The organism is Marinifilum fragile, from assembly GCF_963677365.1.
Taxonomy (GTDB): domain Bacteria; phylum Bacteroidota; class Bacteroidia; order Bacteroidales; family Marinifilaceae; genus Marinifilum; species Marinifilum fragile.
The window spans coordinates 960,725-978,585 of the sequence record NZ_OY781962.1; the positions used below are offsets into that span (position 1 = coordinate 960,725).

The window sequence follows — 17,861 nt, forward strand, 5'->3', positions numbered from 1 at the left end:
CGTTATGAAAAGAGTATTATTTGCACTGGCAATTTCATTATTTATTTGTGCATGTACCAGTATCAATCAGGTTGGTTTACAATCACCTTCCGGAAATATTGCTTTTGAGCTGAAAGTAAACGAAGTAGGTCAAATGTATTATTCATTGCAATTAGAAGATAAAAAGGTGATATCATCATCAAGCTTAGGAATGAGCTTGAAAAATGATTCGTCTTTTAGTAATGGATTGCAAATCATAGATGTTAAAAGAGAAAGTAAAAATGAAGATTGGAAGCCTGTTTGGGGACCTAACGAAAGCATCAATGAACATTACAATGAATTGATGGTTTCAATGCGAAATCATGCAGACAAGAAGTTGAATCTTTATGTACGTCTGTTTGACGATGGCTTGGGCTTTAGATATGAGATTCCAAAGCAGCCAGGAATTGATAGCATCTTCATCGTGAAGGAGCTGACTGAATTCAATTTTGTGAACAATGGAACAGCTTGGACCATACCTGCCAATTACGAAAGTTATGAGATGCTGTACAGAACCACCAAAATAGACCAGGTGAAGGATGCCAACACACCTGCCACTTTTAAAACAGACAATGGCAATTATTTCAGTATTCATGAGGCAAACCTGACGGATTATGCAGGTATGACCTTGAAAAATACAGGAGGTACAAATTTCCAGGCAGAACTGGTGCCATGGCCTGATGGTGTGAAAGTAAAAGCCAAAGGAAGTGTAAAATCGCCTTGGAGAACCATTACCATAAGCAAATCGGCAGCGGGTTTGGTTGAATCTAATTTGATTCAAAATTTAAATGATCCATGTGCATTGGATGATACATCTTGGATTGAGCCAATGAAATATATTGGTGTATGGTGGGGAATGCATTTGGGAGTTGAGACTTGGACTATGGGACCCCAACATGGTGCTACTACCGAAAACATGAAGAGGTATATTGATTTTGCTGCAGAGAACGGTGTACATGCAGTTTTGGCTGAAGGTTGGAATACTGGATGGGAAAATTGGGGGAAACCACGAGCTTTTGACCAGCAAACACCTTATGCCGATTACGATTTTGATGAAATTGTACGATATGCAAAAGCAAAGAATATTGAACTTGTAGGGCATCACGAAACAGGTGGAGATTACATTTTTTATGAAGAGTGCATGGAGGATGCCTTTGCCAAACTGAATGATAATGGCATTAGAACTTTAAAAACAGGTTATGCTGGTCCGATTCCTAATGGTCACTTTCATCACGGACAAAAAATGGTTCAGCATTACAGAAAAGTGGTTGAAACGGCTGCAAAATATCAATTAATGCTTGATGCACATGAACCAATCAAAGCGACAGGAATTAGTCGTACCTATCCAAATATGATGACACGTGAAGGTGCAAGGGGAATGGAGTGGAATGCCTGGAGCGAGGGAAATCCTCCTGAACATCATGTAATTCTGCCATTTACAAGATGTTTGGGTGGGCCAATTGATTATACGCCTGGTACATTTGATATACTCTACAAAAACAGGAAAGAATACACCAAATGGAACAGCAATGATAAAGGAAACAGCAGGGTAAACACAACAATTTCCAAACAATTGGCTCTTTGGGTTTGTTTGTACAGTCCTTTGCAAATGGCATCAGACTTGGTGAGCAATTATGAAGGTCATCCGGCATTTAAATTCTTTGAAATGCTTCCTGCCAATTTTGATGAATCAAAGGTCCTATTGGCCGAAATTGGAGACGTATATTCAGTTGCACGCCGCAAAGACAAAAGCTGGTATATTGGGACCATTACCGATGAGAACAGGCGAAATGTTGAGCTTGATTTATCCTTTTTAGAGGATGGCAAGAAGTATATGGCAAACATCTTTGAGGATGGAGACAATGCAAATCTCGAAAATAATCCCACAGATATTAAGATTCGAAAAGTACAGGTTGATTCGAAAAGTGTTCTGCCTGTAAAAATGATAGAGAGTGGAGGTCAGGCTGTTGCAATTGTCCCAATTGTGGATTAATTTACCTTTTGATTTGATTAATGATTCATCTGTACGATTAATCTATATATTAATCATCATTTAATCTGGAAAAGCTTAATTTGAACCAAAGATTAGAAATTAGTGAACCGATCGGGAAGTGCTTGGCTAGCCATAATCCCGTTCGGTATTATTTTTAAACTCACGATTACAATAAAACCTAAATAATGAAGCGCTTTATAGGAATTTCAATTCTACTGTTTTTTTGTTTTAATGGCTTTGGCCAATATACCGAGTATGTAAATCCCTTTATTGGAACCACGAATTTCGGAACTACAAATCCAGGTGCCATTGTGCCACGAGGAATGGTATCAGTAACACCATTTAATGTTTCTGGATCGGTTATCAATAAATACGATAAGGATGCACGCTGGTGGTCTACACCATACTCTTGGGATAACTCTTACCTTACCGGATTTTCTCATGTAAATTTGAGTGGAGTAGGTTGTCCGGAACTTGGTGTTATTTTATTGATGCCTACAACAGGAAAGGTTAATGCAGATCACAAGCAATATGGTTCCGTCATGAAAAATCAGGAAGCAACACCTGGTTATTATGCTACAGAACTTGAAAAGTATAATATAAAGGCAGAATTGAGTTCTACAAAACGAACAGGAATCAGCCGCTATACTTTTCCGAAAGGAGAAGCCAATATTCTTTTAAATCTTGGTTTAGGATTGACCAATGAGGTAGGTGCCAAGATAAGAATCGTCAATGACAAAGAAATTGAAGGTTCAAGAATGACAGGTACTTTCTGCTACAATGATGGGTCGGAACGTCCGGTTTATTTTGTTGCCCGATTCAGCAAACCTGCAAAGAAATTCGGTGTATGGAAAAATATGCCTGAACTGCAGGCAGAAGCAGCCTGGAGTAAAACTTCAGGGGAATATAAATACTATAATGGATTTACCCGCGAAATGTTTGGTAACGAAATTGGAGCTTATTTCACATTTGATACGGAAGAAAACGAACAAATTATTGTAGAAGTTGGAGTTTCCTATGTTAGCATTGAAAATGCTCGATTAAACCTTAAAGCTGAATCGAATAATTTTGATTTTAAGAAAACAAGAGTACAAGCTGAAAAAGAGTGGAACGATATTTTGGGTAGAGTTAAGGTTGAAGGTGGAACAAAAGATCAGAAAACCATTTTCTATACGGCTTTGTATCATACTCAAATTCATCCGAATATCATTAATGATGTAAATGGGCAATATCCAGCAATGGAATCTTTCGAGATTAAGGAAACAAAGGATTGCAATCGATATACGGTTTTTTCCTTATGGGATACTTACCGAAACCTTCACCCTTTAATGGCACTGCTTTATCCACAGGAACAGTTGGAAATGGTACGCTCGATGGTAGACATGTACAAGGAAAGTGGATGGTTGCCTAAGTGGGAGTTAAACTCAAAAGAGACCCACGTAATGGAGGGTGATCCATCAATTCCGGTAATTGTTGATTCTTACTTGCGCGGGTTAACCGATTTCGATGTGGAAGCAGCATACGAAGCAATGTATAAGTCGGCTACCATGGAAGGTGCCAAAAACAAGTTGCGTCCCGATATCGATCATTACCTGGCAGAAGGATATGTGCCAATTGAAGAGGAATTTGATAATTCAGTATCGCATGCATTGGAATATTACATTGCCGATTGGAACCTGGCTCAATTTGCAAAGACATTGGGAAAGAAAGCGGATTATCAGAAATTTTTACAACAATCCTTAGGATATAAAAACTACTATTCGAAAGAATTTGGAGTATTGAGACCAAAACTTGCCGATGGTACTTTCCTGAAGAATTTTGATCCAAAACAAGGAGAAAACTTTGAGCCATGTCCAGGATTTCATGAGGGAACATCATGGCAATATACTTTTTGTGTGCCGCACGATATTAAAGGTTTAACGAAGTTAATGGGAGGCAAAAAGAAGTTCGTAAACAAGCTTCAAAAAGTATTCGATGAGAATCTTTACGATATGGCAAACGAACCAGACATTCATTACCCATTCCTATTCAACTATTTTAAAGGTGAAGAGTGGAGAACTCAGAAAGAAGTTCGCCGTTTGATTAATAAATACTATAAAAATGCACCTGATGGAATTCCAGGGAATGATGATTGCGGAACGCTTTCGGCCTGGATCGTTTACAGCATGATGGGAATGTATCCGGTTTGTCCGGGTAATACAGATTACGCACTAAGCTCACCAGTTTTTGATAAAATTACCATTGAACTGAATCAGGAGTTTTATCCAGGAAAGAAACTGGAAATCCTTTCGAAGAAGGGCAATCCTGATGATATCTACATCAAAAGCATTAAACGAAATGGTTCGAATCATTTCCGCTACTTTATCAATCATTCCGATTTGGTAAAAGGTGGAACAATTGAATTTGAATTAAAATCAAGCAAGTAAAAAAACTAAATAGAATATAATGAATCTATCAGTACTCGACATATCCATTATTATCGGATACATTGTTCTAACCATTGTAATTGGTTACTTGTTGTCGGCAAAGGCATCAAAAAACTTATCGAACTACTTTTTGGGAGGAAATAAAATTCCTTGGTACATGCTTGGGGTTTCCAATGCATCGGGAATGTTTGATATTACAGGAACCATGTGGACGGTAACCATACTGTTTGTATATGGTTTAAAATCGGTTTGGATTCCCTGGCTATGGCCGGTTTGGAACCAGATTTTTTTGATGATGTTTTTGGCAATTTGGTTGCGCCGATCCAATGTAATGACTGGTGCCGAGTGGTTAAAAACCAGGTTTGGAGATGACAAAGGTTCACAATTATCACACCTAATTGTGGTACTATTCGCCATTGTTAGTGTTGTTGGTTTTATCACTTACGGATTTGTTGGAGTAGGAAAGTTTGCACAAACATTTTTTCCTTGGAATCTGCAAACCTATGTGATGGGAATTACCATTAGCTCGGAAAATATGTATGCCATTATCATAATGGGAGTAACCACACTATACGTGATAAAAGGGGGGATGTACTCGGTGGTATTTACCGAAGTTTTACAGTTTGTAATTATGACTATTGCCTGTATCATGGTAGGTGTAATTGCCATATCTCTGGTAAGTCCTGAGCAAATCGCGGCTTCGATTCCTGAAGGATGGAAGGATATATTCTTTGGTTGGAATCTGGATTTGAATTGGGACCATTTGATACCTGCTGTAAACAACAAAATTGAGACTGATGGCTATTCATTGTTTTCGGTATTGATGATGATGATGATATTCAAAGGAATGTTGGTAAGTATTGCTGGTCCTGTTCCGAGTTACGATATGCAAAGAATTTTGTCGACAGAAACACCTAAGGATGCTGCAAAAATGAGTGGTATTGTTTCCTTGGTACTTTTTGTTCCAAGATATTTGATGATTACTGGTCTTGCAGTACTGGCCTTGGTGTATCTCGCACCTGAATTCAATAAAATGGGCGACAATATCGACTTTGAAATGGTATTGCCTTATGCTTTGAATAATTTCATTCCAGTGGGAGCGAAAGGTTTGTTGTTGGCTGGTTTGGTGGCAGCATTCATGTCTACCTTTGCTGCAAATGTAAATGCAGGTCCAGCTTACATTGTAAACGATATCTACAAGAAATTTATCAACCCGAATGCTTCGCAAAAGAAATACATTAGAATGTCGTATTTGGCATCGTTCGCAGTAGTGGCAGTTGGTATTTTCTTTGGTTTCTTTGCCGAAAGTATCGATACAGTAATGAAATGGTTGGTAGGAGCATTGTTTGGAGGTTATACTGCTTCCAACCTGTTAAAATGGATTTGGTGGAGATTCAATGGATATGGCTACTTTACAGGAATGTTAGCTGGTTTGTTGGCTTCATTAATTGCACCATTGGCTTTCCCTGAGGTTTCGCCTATTTATGCATTCCCTTTTATTTTCTTGTTTTCGTTGGCAGCCTCGATTATTGGTAGTTTGGTTACCAAACCAGAACCGGATGAAGTGCTGATTAAATTCTACGATAGTGTTCGCCCTTGGGGATTTTGGAAGCCAGTTTACCTGAAACTGAAAGAGCAAAAGCCGGAAGCCAAGCCAAATAATGATTTTTGGAGAGATATGATGAATTGCACTATTGGTACAGGTTGGCAAATGATGTTGGTTCTGATTCCAATCTATTTGGTGATTGGTGAATTCATGTCACTAACTTGGGTTATTTTGCTGTTTGTCGTTTCGAGTGTTGTGCTATACTTTACTTGGTACAAGAGATTGAAAGACTATCCAGATGATTACAAGTGTGAAGTAAAAAAAGAAGAAGTTAAAGAAACAGAATTGGTTTAATACTAAAATCAAAATGACTAATAAAATTAATATGCCGTGGGAGGAACGTCCTGAAGGATGTTCGGATGTGATGTGGAGATATTCTCAAAATCCTGTAATTGGCAGGTACGATATACCTAGTTCTAACAGTATTTTTAATAGTGCTGTTGTTCCCTTTGAGGATGGTTTTGCAGGTGTATTCCGTTGCGATAACAAGGCGGTACAAATGAATATTTTTGCAGGCTTTAGTAAAGATGGTATCAATTGGGAGATCAATCACGAGCCTATAGAAATGGTAGCAGGAAATACCGAAATGATTGAATCGGATTACAAATACGATCCGCGTGTTTGTTGGATTGAAGACCGATATTGGATTACCTGGTGTAATGGATATCACGGACCAACCATCGGTATTGCATATACCTTCGATTTTAAGACTTTCCATCAATGCGAGAATGCATTTCTTCCATTCAACAGAAATGGTGTGTTGTTTCCTGAAAAAATTGATGGCAAATATGCCATGTTGAGCCGTCCGAGCGATAATGGCCATACTCCTTTTGGTGATATTTACGTTTCCTACAGTCCAGACATGAAGTATTGGGGCGAGCACCGTTGCGTAATGAAAGTAGCTGATTTTACCGATAGCGCATGGCAGTGTACAAAAATTGGAGCAGGTTCAGTACCCATCCGTACCGAAGAAGGTTGGTTGATGTTCTATCACGGGGTAATCAATACCTGTAATGGTTTCCGTTATTCAATGGGGGCGGCTTTGTTGGATTTGGAAAATCCTGATAAAGTATTGTATCGTTCTAAGCCTTATTTATTGGCTCCTGCAGCACCATACGAATTGGTTGGTGATGTACCAAATGTGGTATTCCCATGCGCTGCCCTAATGGAAGATAACAAAGTTGCGGTGTATTACGGAGCTGCTGACACGGTTGTAGGTATGGCTTTTGGATATGTTGATGAGATTATTGATTTCTTGAAGAAGAATTCATTATAGTTAGATTAGATTTAGCAAAAAAAAGGATGATACCATTTGGTTTCATCCTTTTTTATTCAATATTGTTAATCTTTACCCCAAAAGAAAAAAGTAAATTGCAGTTAATGTAAAAGGCATACTAAGCAACATCAGAATCATGAAGTTTTTCATTGTTGAAGGTTGATCTTCTTCATTGTATTGTGGATTTTCCTCTTTCATTCTTTCTTTAATAAAAGCAGTAATTGCATCGTCAGCCATGGTTCTTTTTTGAGTGTGGGAAGGCATAAAGCAAATCTTTTTTGTATCTCCCGACTTTTGGTCAAAATACTTAATAGTCATGAACCAGGGACCAGCCAAATCAAATTTGGCAACACTTTCAACATCAGAATAGGGAATTAGCTTTCTTTCTCTGCCCTTAACCAGTATTCCTTTTTCTAAGGTGGTAATTTTCTTTAACCTGAATGGTACTTGTATAAAGAAAATAGAGAGCCACACCGACATAATTGCAAAGGCTATTTTAAAACCATCTGGTGCTGTATCAACAAATCCAGAAGCCAGGAAGGATGTCCCAAATCCTAAAATGAATAGAAATGGAAAATAGTATTTAAAGAATACCGTTTGTTTTGAGCTTGCGTACATAGGTTTAGAGTGTTAGTAGGTTTGATTTCTGTTACAATATACATTTAAAATTTCTATTGTAAAAGAAGAGTTGTAACACTTAATTAGTGCAATATATAAATAGACTCAAAAGACAGATAAAGTCAATAGGTTTGGTGCTTATAATATTTGAATTTAGAGTGGTTGGTATGATTTTATTTTATAAGATGTTCTGTGTAAGTATTGTTATATATTAACAATAATTTTTTAGGTCAAGAGTTAAAAAGTTTAGGATTAATCGTGGTTCGAACCACGATGTAGTGTGTATTTTTTAGGTAATTTCTTAAAAGTTTTAATAGCAGGTGTGTTTTTAACCACGATTTGGTGTGCTTTTTTTAATCAGAAGATTAAAATTTTTAAGCTACATCGTGCTTTTACCTACGGTAAAGGTGTCTCGAGCCATGAAATTCATACTTCGACTCATGGTTTTCAAGCATCTATTTATGGTTTTAATGCTTTGAACTTTGGATTTTGTGCCATAAGCTATGTTGTATAAGCTTTTACACATGAATCTTATTCTAATATTTATGATTTTTCAGCTTGTACCATCCAATTGGGGAGTTTTATAGGAATACAAAAAAAAGGCTCCCCAAAATGGAGAGCCCTGCTGAATGTATAAACGAAAATTAATTCCTTTATTTCTTTTCCTTGTATGCATCATTGTGAACCGCATTTACGGCACGTCCTGATGGGTCGGCATTGTTCTGGAAAGATTCGTCCCAAGCCAATGCTTCGGCAGTGCTGCAGGCTATCGATGGTACCGAAGGAACACAAGCTGCTGCTGTATCCGAAGGGAAATGCTCTGCAAAAATCACTCTGTAGTAATACTCTTCCTTCGACATTGGTGGATTAATAGGGAATCGATAAGCTGCATTCTTCAATTGCTCATCGCTAATTTCATTCTCTGCAATATCACGTAAGGTATCAATCCAGTTGTATCCAACACCATCAGAAAATTGTTCCTTCTGTCTCCAAGCCACTTCTTCTGGCAAGTAATCTTCAAATGTTTTACGGATTATCCATTTCTCCATTTTTCCATCCTTGGCCATTTTATCCTCAGGATTAATTCTCATGGCAATGTCAAGGAACTCTTTATCAAGGAAAGGAACGCGACTTTCTACACCCCACGAAGCCATCGACTTGTTGGAACGCAAACAATCGTACAAGTGAAGTTTGCTTAGTTTACGAAGTGTTTCGGTATGGAATTCCTTTGCATTAGGTGCTTTGTGGAAATACAGGTATCCACCAAACATCTCATCAGCACCTTCGCCCGAAAGCACCATTTTAATTCCCATCGATTTAATCACACGAGCCATCATATACATAGGAGTTGAGGCACGAACGGTGGTTACGTCATAGGTCTCCAAATGATAGATTACATCACGAACCGCATCCAAACCTTCCTGAACGGTAAATGTAATTTCGTGATGAACCGTTCCGATATGGTCTGCCACCTTACGTGAGGCAGCCAAATCCGGCGATCCTTCTAATCCAATAGCAAAAGAGTGCAACTGTGGATACCATGCATCTTGCTGATCACCTGATTCTACACGCTTGGAAGCATATTTCTTGGCAATGGCCGAGATGACCGATGAATCCAAACCACCGGAAAGAAGTACACCATAAGGTACATCAGACATCAACTGACGGTGAACTGCATCTTCCAGTCCTTTGCGAAGGGCTGCCATATCAGTTTCATTGTCTTTCACTTTCTCATAGTCCATCCAGTCTCGCTGGTACCACTCTTTGACCTCACCGTCCTTGCTGTACAAGAATTTACCTGGCAAGAATTCTTCAATCTTGTTACAATATCCTTCCAAAGCTTTCAATTCTGAAGCTACATAGTAATTGCCATGCTGATCCCAACCCTGGTACAATGGAATAATTCCCATATGATCGCGACCAATCAAATAACAATCCTTCTCTTTATCGTACAAGGCAAATGCGAATATTCCATTCAAATCATCAATAAAATCAATCCCTTTTTGCTTGTACAATGCCAAAATCACTTCGCAATCAGACTTGGTCAAGAACTCATAGGATCCGTTCATCTGATTTCGAATGTCCATGTGATTATAGATTTCACCATTAACAGCTAGGATCAAATTACCATCTTTGCTGTAAAGGGGTTGTCCTCCTGATTGAGGATCTACAATCGATAGTCTCTCGTGCGATAAAATCGCTTTTTCATCACAAAATATACCTGACCAATCGGGACCTCTGTGACGAATTTTTTTGGACATTTCCAGTACCTGGGGGCGCAATTCCTGTGCATCCACCTTCAAGTCGAATACTGCTACGAATCCACACATAAAAATTTAGTTTAATAGTTACTTAAAAGTCGCCAAATGGGGATTTGGCGACTGGTTAATTTTGATATACTATTTGAAAATACAACTTTATTATTAGAATACCTTGTAAAATTTATGCGTTATCGTTTGCGAATGGGTAAAACCTACTAGCATGCCCTTATTGAGAGGGTGTGAGGGTGGGAAAATGTAGTTTTTTAAATTGGTTTGAATGTAAAAAAAAGGACACTTTTTACAGTGTCCTGGGCGCTTAATTCTTTTTCAATTCGTTATCCAAAAATAATTTCAGATTATCAATATCGAGTCTCTTTGCTATAATTTTTTTGTCTTTATCGAGCAAGTACATGGTTGGCGTACTATATACATCATAGAAAATTCTGAAGTTGGTTTGAAATTCAGGATCATAACAATTGATAAAATCATAAATGTCGTAATCGTGAATGGCATTTTCCCACAATTCCTTCTGATCTTGAGTACAAACTGCAAATACTTTTAGGCCTTTGTCTTGGTATTTGTCTAAGATTTCTGTTTTCAATTTAGGAGTAACCTTCTTGCAGTGTCCGCAATCAGGTTCCCAAAAATAAAGTACTGTTAGTGGGGCCTCAACCTCGTGTAGTCGTACAAATTCGCCTTCAGGAGTTTGCATTAGCAAATCCTGCGATTTCATTCCAATTAGATTGAACTGAGTTTTGATTACCCTTTCTCTAATATTTGCCATTAGGGTAGAATCAGCCCATGTGGCTTGTCCACTTAAATAGTATTTCTTTGCCAGGTTTACAAAAGCAGCATCCATACCCATTACCTTACTCTTTACTGCGTAGTTTAAGGCATATTGAGTTAAATACTGGAAAAAAGTTGTGTCTGGACGTGCATTTTCAATCAGTTTTACCGATTCCTTTACAATTGAATCAGGACTTTGAACGAGTATTTTTTCGTAAAAGAAATCCAGTTTCTTTTTTAATATTGGCGTTCTTAGGTACCTGTTATCAGTAAGGTTTACATGATCAAAGTAATGATCTTTATTGTATAAATAGGATTTGCGTTGAATTACTTTGTCACGATCAGGTGTATTTTCCGGAACTTCACTCTTGAAATCAGGAATTTTAGGAGACAAAGTAAACTGAGCAAATTTCTGGACAAATGAATTTTCTGGGAATTCAGACTTTAACTTTTCGATGTAAGCTCTTACTTCAATATCAGTATTTTTAAACTGCTTTCTGAAGTTCTCCTTTTCAGCATCGTTGGATGCTTTTGCGTATGCTTCTTGTATCGCTTTCGACTTTTCATTCTGGGACTTCATAAACTTCTGAAAGTTGTGAAATCCATCAGTTTCTTTGGATCCCTCAACCGATATACTTCCAATAAAATCTTTTGGATCGGCCGAAATTGAGAATTCCTGATCTTCACCGATCAACAAATCAAAGTATTTTTGACTTGGCAAATAAATTACATAGATACCTTGATCTAGAACCTTGTTTTTGGAGAATTTACCCTTACCATTAACCAATTGTGTTGTGTCATCGGCAAAAATTCTACCATCGAAATAATGGGCCAGGTATGCTGTGGAATCATTACAGTTTAGTAATTGTACTGAGATATCGTATTTCTGAGCATTTAAATTAGTGGCTATAAATGTGCAGAAAATCAGTACACAAAGAGAATTGAATATGTTTTTCATTTGTAAATATCTATTGATAATTATAAAGTCAGCGAAAATTACAAAACTTTTTCAAGTGAATGGATGTTTTTATTGACTTAAAAGTTTAACGAGATCTTAAAAGAAATGTTAGGTGATTGTGTTGGTAAGTTTAATTTAATTGTAGTTTAGACCTTATTACCATTTGACTGATCCAGACTTTAAAAAGGAAAACCTGCCAGAAAACTCTGACAGGCTTAAATTTATTACCGAGCGTTAAAACTAGTGAGCAATTGTTTCTTTTTTTAGGATTTTATCCCAAATATCTTCTTCTTTCAGTTTTTTGGTACAGAAAAACCAATCGTAGCATTTTACATCTTCGTCAGTATTTTCCATTCTGTCTTTAGCCACACCACATGATCCTGCAGGTGGCACTATGACTTCATCTCCTGGTTTCCAATCAGCAGGAGTGGCAACAGAAAACTTATCCGCAGTTTGCAATGCTATGAGCACTCTGTAAATTTCATCAAAATTACGGCCAAGGCTTAGTGGGTAATAAATTATGGTTCGGATAATGCCATGAGGATCAATAAAAAAAACAGCTCTAACAGCCTTGGTGTTGTCTTCACCTGGTTGGATCATTCCATACTTATTGGCCACCTCCATTTTGATATCTTCAATTAGCGGGAACTGTACCTCTATGTCCTTCATTCCTTTGTATTCAATTTTTTCCTTAATGGTTCTCAGCCAGGCAATGTGGCTATACAATCCATCTACCGATAGTCCGACCAAATCACAGTTGGCTTGATTGAATTGGTTTTCCATTTTTCCAAAGGTCATGAATTCAGAAGTGCAAACCGGAGTAAAATCTGCTGGATGACTAAATAGAATTACCCATCTACCTCTGTAATCATCAGGAAAGTGTATGTCGCCTTGAGTTGTAACAGCTCTAAATTCAGGTGCTTTATCTCCAATTCTTGGCATGTTAACAGTTTTAAGTTCTGAGTGTTCATTCATATCGTAAGCTTTTGATGTTTATTGGTTTGAGTTGATTTTGAATATGTTTTTCTCCAAGAGAAAACAATGCGTCTCATGATTCGAAACATCAGGGAATACAGATTAAGGTAATGATCTGCTGAAGTATATTAAAGTTAGTTCATTGACATATGGATGTCAATAGTTAGGTAGGTGTAATTACTTAATTTTAAATAAGTTTTAATTAAAGGCAAGTGTTCTTAAATACTATTTTTTTACATGAACTTGGTCTATATCCAGCCAGTTCAATGCTTCTTCTTCAGTATAAAATACTTTGGCATTTTGAATTCGTACCTGAATTTCGAAAAGCATAGCCATAGGAGTGTCGTAACTGTGGCTAACCAGAATAGCACATTTATTTAGGATTGGACTGTACTTTTCATACTCGTCAATATAGTCGTCTAAATCTTTAATATTCAAAAGAACTTTGGCCCGGGTAAAATCAGAAATCACATTGTAGGATTCATTAAATAATTCATCCTTTCGCGTGCTCAAGGTATGTTGAATTAAGTCATTCCATTTGAAATAACCATAGTAGTATTCTTTGATGAGCTTTAAATCAGGAAATATTTCGTATTTGAACTTCATACCTTAGCTTTTAATTAAAGATAGAAAGATCAATCTTTCCGAGCAAAAAAGATTTACTGATGGTTGGTTTCCAAACTTATATTTTTCTGTTTTTTCGGATCTGTTGGAGAATAATGTCTGGTGAGCCATTTGCTCAATCCATCCATTCCAGGAAAAAGAACTCGTTCGTTAATGTTTACCTGGTCTAATTTGTCACGAATTTCCCATTTCATATCAGCTGGAATTCTTATTCTGAAATACAATTCAGGTTTATCCAATAACCATGAATCTAGTATTGAATTTGAATGTGACATGAAGGTAAATATGCCATATTGATTTACAATTCGATCATCCAATGAGGGAGGTTCAAATGCTACTACAAAATCACTTTTTTCATTCGATAATTCCCTTAAATCCTGATAAAGTTCGTGCAACATTTCAATGGTAAAACTGTTGGAACCAATTTGATTGAGCTTGTTTTGTAATTGTTCCGGCAAGTAATTCTTAAGGTTTTCATAGTTCAGCGCCCAAATTACACCGTCGTGATTGTATTTTTCTATTTCGGCGGTTGCAAAATGCAAAGCTACATAAGGAGAGTAGGTCCAATCTAATAATCGAGTTGGTAAACCATGATGCTGAGCCAGGGCCAACCATTCCCAATCTAATTTGTTATTGATATCAGGGCGAAAAGAATACTTTTTAAAATTCCTTAAAAGATGAAACTCCAATTCTTTAACGGGACCTTTCAAACGAATCAATGAAGTTTTCAGTTGATAGTCAAAATTTGATAGCCCTCTGTATATATAAGGGGATCTTATTCTGTTTATCTTGTGATTATAAGAATCGGTAAAGAGAACCTCTTGCAGTTCGGACCAAGAAGTAGGAACAATTTCTTTCTTCAATTCCATAGAATAGATTGTTAGTGATTTTACTACTTAAAATTGGGAATAATGATTAACATTTAAGTAATGAAAACCTTAATTTTTTGCATAAAAAAAGCTACTTCGATGTGAAGTAACTTTTTATTAATCGTTCTATAGTAAGTTATTACTAATTATTTTGTACTACAGCATCAATCTCAATGCTTCCAGCATCCGTAATGTTACCTATAGTTACTGCAATATTTTCTACTTCTTTTTTATTGTAGCCTTCAATAGGTTCAACTGCTAACTTATATGTTCCAGCTTCCAGGCCTTTGATTAGGAATTCCCCATTTTCCTCAGCTATAGTTGATATGGTATCCAACCCGATTACTGCATGAATTGTTGGAAGTGCTACAGCAGGAGAGATGGTTCCACTAATAGCTCCTGTAGTTGCTTCGTTAAAAGTTCTGATTACTGGTTTTAATTTATAAGTGCCATTACCGGTTTTAACAATTGAACGAGCCGCATCAAAATCTATCCAAAGTTTATATTCGATACCAGCAATAAAATCATCGTGAATCTGAAATTTCAATCCGGAAGTTTGAGCAGAAGGAGTATCTAAATCGTGTTCTACACCATCTACAATAATTGTGTTATTTTCACCAAGAATCAATCTCATTTGAGAAACTTTACCACTAGGCATATCCTGATCAACCAAAAGTGTATCAATACCATTATTGAATTCAAGTAAATCATAAACCCCAGGCTTTAGTAAGGTCATTTCTTGCCATCCATTTTCTTCACTTTCATCTGAAGAAGAATGGATTTGTATTGCTTGAATATCAATATTTACTTTATCGAATTGAGCAGGGGCATCTGTTAGTCTAATTTTAACCGGGGTTGTTGATTTCGTATCATCATCTGAGCATTGCACGAAAATCATGGCAACAATTAGCAGTGATAGAAAACTTAACGGTTTTAAAACTTTCATAAGTATGTGTATTTATTTGTTAATAATATAGGAAATACAAACGATGAAAACATGAATTTGTTTCATCGTTGTATAAGCAGAAATGCCAATATATATGCCAGTTTTAAGCCATAAACATACAATTGATGGATTATCAGTTCACTGTGTTACGATTAAAAATTAATCCTTTTGTTTAAGGAATGTAGAAATTGGGGAAAACTTCCCAAAATTGTCCATTTTTTCTACAAATTTTGGGGTATTCTTTAACCTATGATTCAGTTGTAAGTAATGTATGTAGTAAATAAATCATAAAGAATACCCCATATTACTTTATTTTCTTTCGTATTTGCAGCAAGAATGAAGCTTATTGTACGCTTCATCTTTAGCCTTTACCTTTTCGGTGTCATATCCCACTTTAGCAATGGCTTTGTGAATTGCATCCAAGCTGGTTTTTTCAGTATCAAAACTTACTTTTATCATTTTGGTTTTCTTGTCCCAATCAGCCATTGTAACTCCCTCAACCGATTTTGCTGCAGTTTCAATTGTCTTTTCACACATTCCACAGTTTCCAAAAACTTTAAATGTAACATTTTTGTTTTCAGCCTGTGCCGAGTAGGAAAGACTTAGCATTGCAACGATGCCTACTAATAATAAAAATTTCTTCTTCATTTTGTTCTAATTTAAATTTGACTTGTTTATTTATTTTTAATGTTGATGTCCCTGGTGTATTGATTTTGGTTCTTCTTTGATTAAAGTATCGGTTACTTCACCGCAATTGAGCATCATATCTCCAAAATATGGATTCATGATTTCCTCCTCAATACTTAGCCAATAAGCTCCTGTATCATTGTCGGCCATCGGACAATATTGTATGTATAACTTCTCTGCTCCGGTTCCCAGTGATTTCAAGCTTGCAATTAATGCTACATTAAATGGTTTGAATGCTTTTCGTTGCTCTTCCATGTTTTCATTTTTGAGAATATCAGCTAAATGAACATGAAGCAATTCATATTTTTCTGTCCAAAACTTCATGGCTTTTCCTTTTAGGTCAAGATTGGAAGGCTTCATTTGCATTAAGGCTTTCATCACAGCTTTAGCTGCCTTATTGCTTTCTTTAGCCTTAGTTTCTACCATGGCATTTTTCATTGTCAGATATGATTGTAGTAAATCTTTCAACTTCAAATTGAATGTCTCTGTTGCATATTGCTGAAGATTTGGAGTTCCAGGCTCACTTTCTGGGCGATTCATCATGCTATATTTGTTGTTCAGTTGTGCTGCAGCGTCAATGGTAAAGGTACCTTTGCTAACTACCTCTTCACCTTCTTCAAGTCCTTCCTTAAGGATATAGGATTCTCCCAATGATTCGCCAAGCTCAACATCGCGCATTTCAAAACCCCCGTCAACTTTAACATAGACAACAGATCGTTTACCCGTCCACATTACTGCCGATTTTGGAACAATCAATTCGCTTCCTTTATGTTTCATGTCTGCATAAATAATTCCATTAGCAAACATTTCTGGTTTTAAAAGAAGATCTAGGTTGTTAACTTCAGTTCTAACTTTTAGAATTCTCTTCTTTGCATCGATGACCGGATCGATATAGGTAATTGTTGAATTGAAGGTCTTTGAAGGAAAAGCTGAAACGTTGAATTCTATTTCATTGCCTTTTTGAATGAATGGCAAATCTTTTTCATAGGCATCAAAAACGATCCATACTTTTTGCAAATCAGCAATTTCAAAAAGTTTACTTCCAGCTTTTGCATATGAACCTTCTGCTACATTTCGCTTGATAACATAGCCTGTTACATCCGCTTTGATCTCAAAGTACTCCTGAATTTTACCACTACTTTTGATTTGTTCAACCTCTTTCGTAGTAAGCTTCCAGAATTTTAGCTTTTGCTCTGCAGCTTTCACCAATTCAGGATAAGTATCCTTTGTTTTTAAAGCTTGAATCAGTTCTTCCTGGGCACTAATTAATTTAGGTGCATATACCTTTGCAAGTGTTTGACCTTTTCTCACCTTTTCGCCTTCGAAGTTCACGAATAGTTTTTCTATTCTTCCATCAAAGTGAATTGCCTGCGAGCTGATTCTTCTCTCATCAATGCTAACTTTTCCATTCAAGTGAATTTCTTTGCTGCTTTGACCGCGTTCCACTCTTGTGGTTTGTACATTAGCAAGTTTTATAGCATCAGGATTCATTTCGATTACTGCAGGAGAGGAGTTTCCAGCTGATTTGTCTAATGGAATTAAATCCATTCCACAAATTGGACAATCACCTTCATTGGGCTGTTGAATTTGTGGGTGCATGGAGCAGGTCCAAACTGTAGCTTCAGCATCACTACTTTCCTCTGCATGTTGATGTCTCTCATGTGAATGATTACTTTCGGTTTTTCCTCCAAAAATCAACCATCCCAATAGCAATCCGACAAGCAGGACAATTAATTTTTGTTGCCAGTTGGTTGATATGTATTCTAGTATATTTTTCATTGTGCTTTATTTTTAGTCATAAGACAGAACTATTCGAAT

Annotated in this window: 13 protein-coding genes; 4 read left to right on the forward strand and 9 right to left on the reverse strand. The window is 36.8% G+C overall.

The features are described 5' to 3' along the window. Positions 1–4: 4 nt before the first annotated feature. From ACKPCA_RS03610 to ACKPCA_RS03625, 4 genes are all read left to right on the forward strand, one after another. Entirely contained in the window at positions 5–2,011 is a 2,007-nt protein-coding gene (locus tag ACKPCA_RS03610; RefSeq protein WP_321281454.1) for a glycoside hydrolase family 97 protein, read from the forward strand. Between the two features lie 185 nt (positions 2,012–2,196). Beyond that, on the forward strand, positions 2,197–4,437 hold the full coding sequence (locus tag ACKPCA_RS03615; RefSeq protein WP_321281456.1) for a GH92 family glycosyl hydrolase: 2,241 nt from the start codon (positions 2,197–2,199) through the stop codon (positions 4,435–4,437). A gap of 19 nt (positions 4,438–4,456) precedes the next feature. Continuing rightward, a complete protein-coding gene (locus tag ACKPCA_RS03620; protein WP_321281457.1) occupies positions 4,457–6,337 on the forward strand; it encodes a sodium:solute symporter family protein in 1,881 nt (626 codons plus the stop codon). A 13-nt stretch (positions 6,338–6,350) separates the two neighbouring features. Then, entirely contained in the window at positions 6,351–7,319 is a 969-nt protein-coding gene (locus ACKPCA_RS03625; RefSeq protein ID WP_321281459.1) for a glycoside hydrolase family 130 protein, read from the forward strand. 72 nt (positions 7,320–7,391) lie between these two features. Here ACKPCA_RS03625 and ACKPCA_RS03630 read toward each other — a convergent pair whose 3' ends face one another. The 9 genes from ACKPCA_RS03630 to ACKPCA_RS03670 all read right to left on the reverse strand — a co-directional run bounded on the left by ACKPCA_RS03630 (position 7,392) and on the right by ACKPCA_RS03670 (position 17,822). Beyond that, on the reverse strand, positions 7,392–7,937 hold the full coding sequence (locus tag ACKPCA_RS03630; protein WP_321281460.1) for a hypothetical protein: 546 nt from the start codon (positions 7,935–7,937) through the stop codon (positions 7,392–7,394). A gap of 653 nt (positions 7,938–8,590) precedes the next feature. Beyond that, positions 8,591–10,267, reverse strand: a complete 1,677-nt coding sequence (gene asnB / locus ACKPCA_RS03635) for an asparagine synthase B (protein ID WP_321281462.1) — start codon at positions 10,265–10,267, stop codon at positions 8,591–8,593. Positions 10,268–10,514: 247 nt separating this feature from the next. Beyond that, positions 10,515–11,942 carry a thioredoxin-like domain-containing protein gene (locus tag ACKPCA_RS03640; protein WP_321281463.1) on the reverse strand — a complete coding sequence of 476 codons (1,428 nt, stop codon included), beginning with the start codon at positions 11,940–11,942 and terminating at the stop codon, positions 10,515–10,517. Positions 11,943–12,182: 240 nt separating this feature from the next. Then, complete coding sequence (locus ACKPCA_RS03645; RefSeq protein ID WP_321281464.1) at positions 12,183–12,917, reverse strand: peroxiredoxin; 735 nt, start codon at positions 12,915–12,917, stop codon at positions 12,183–12,185. A gap of 225 nt (positions 12,918–13,142) precedes the next feature. Continuing rightward, a complete protein-coding gene (locus tag ACKPCA_RS03650; protein ID WP_054720067.1) occupies positions 13,143–13,523 on the reverse strand; it encodes a hypothetical protein in 381 nt (126 codons plus the stop codon). A 53-nt stretch (positions 13,524–13,576) separates the two neighbouring features. Further along, positions 13,577–14,410 carry an FRG domain-containing protein gene (locus ACKPCA_RS03655; protein ID WP_321281465.1) on the reverse strand — a complete coding sequence of 278 codons (834 nt, stop codon included), beginning with the start codon at positions 14,408–14,410 and terminating at the stop codon, positions 13,577–13,579. A gap of 142 nt (positions 14,411–14,552) precedes the next feature. After that, positions 14,553–15,356 (reverse strand): DUF4382 domain-containing protein, encoded by an 804-nt coding sequence (locus tag ACKPCA_RS03660; RefSeq protein ID WP_321281466.1) that lies wholly within the window; start codon positions 15,354–15,356, stop codon positions 14,553–14,555. Positions 15,357–15,665: 309 nt separating this feature from the next. After that, positions 15,666–16,004, reverse strand: a complete 339-nt coding sequence (locus ACKPCA_RS03665) for a heavy-metal-associated domain-containing protein (protein WP_321281467.1) — start codon at positions 16,002–16,004, stop codon at positions 15,666–15,668. Positions 16,005–16,040: 36 nt separating this feature from the next. After that, positions 16,041–17,822, reverse strand: a complete 1,782-nt coding sequence (locus ACKPCA_RS03670) for an efflux RND transporter periplasmic adaptor subunit (protein WP_321281468.1) — start codon at positions 17,820–17,822, stop codon at positions 16,041–16,043. Positions 17,823–17,861 lie beyond the last annotated feature (39 nt).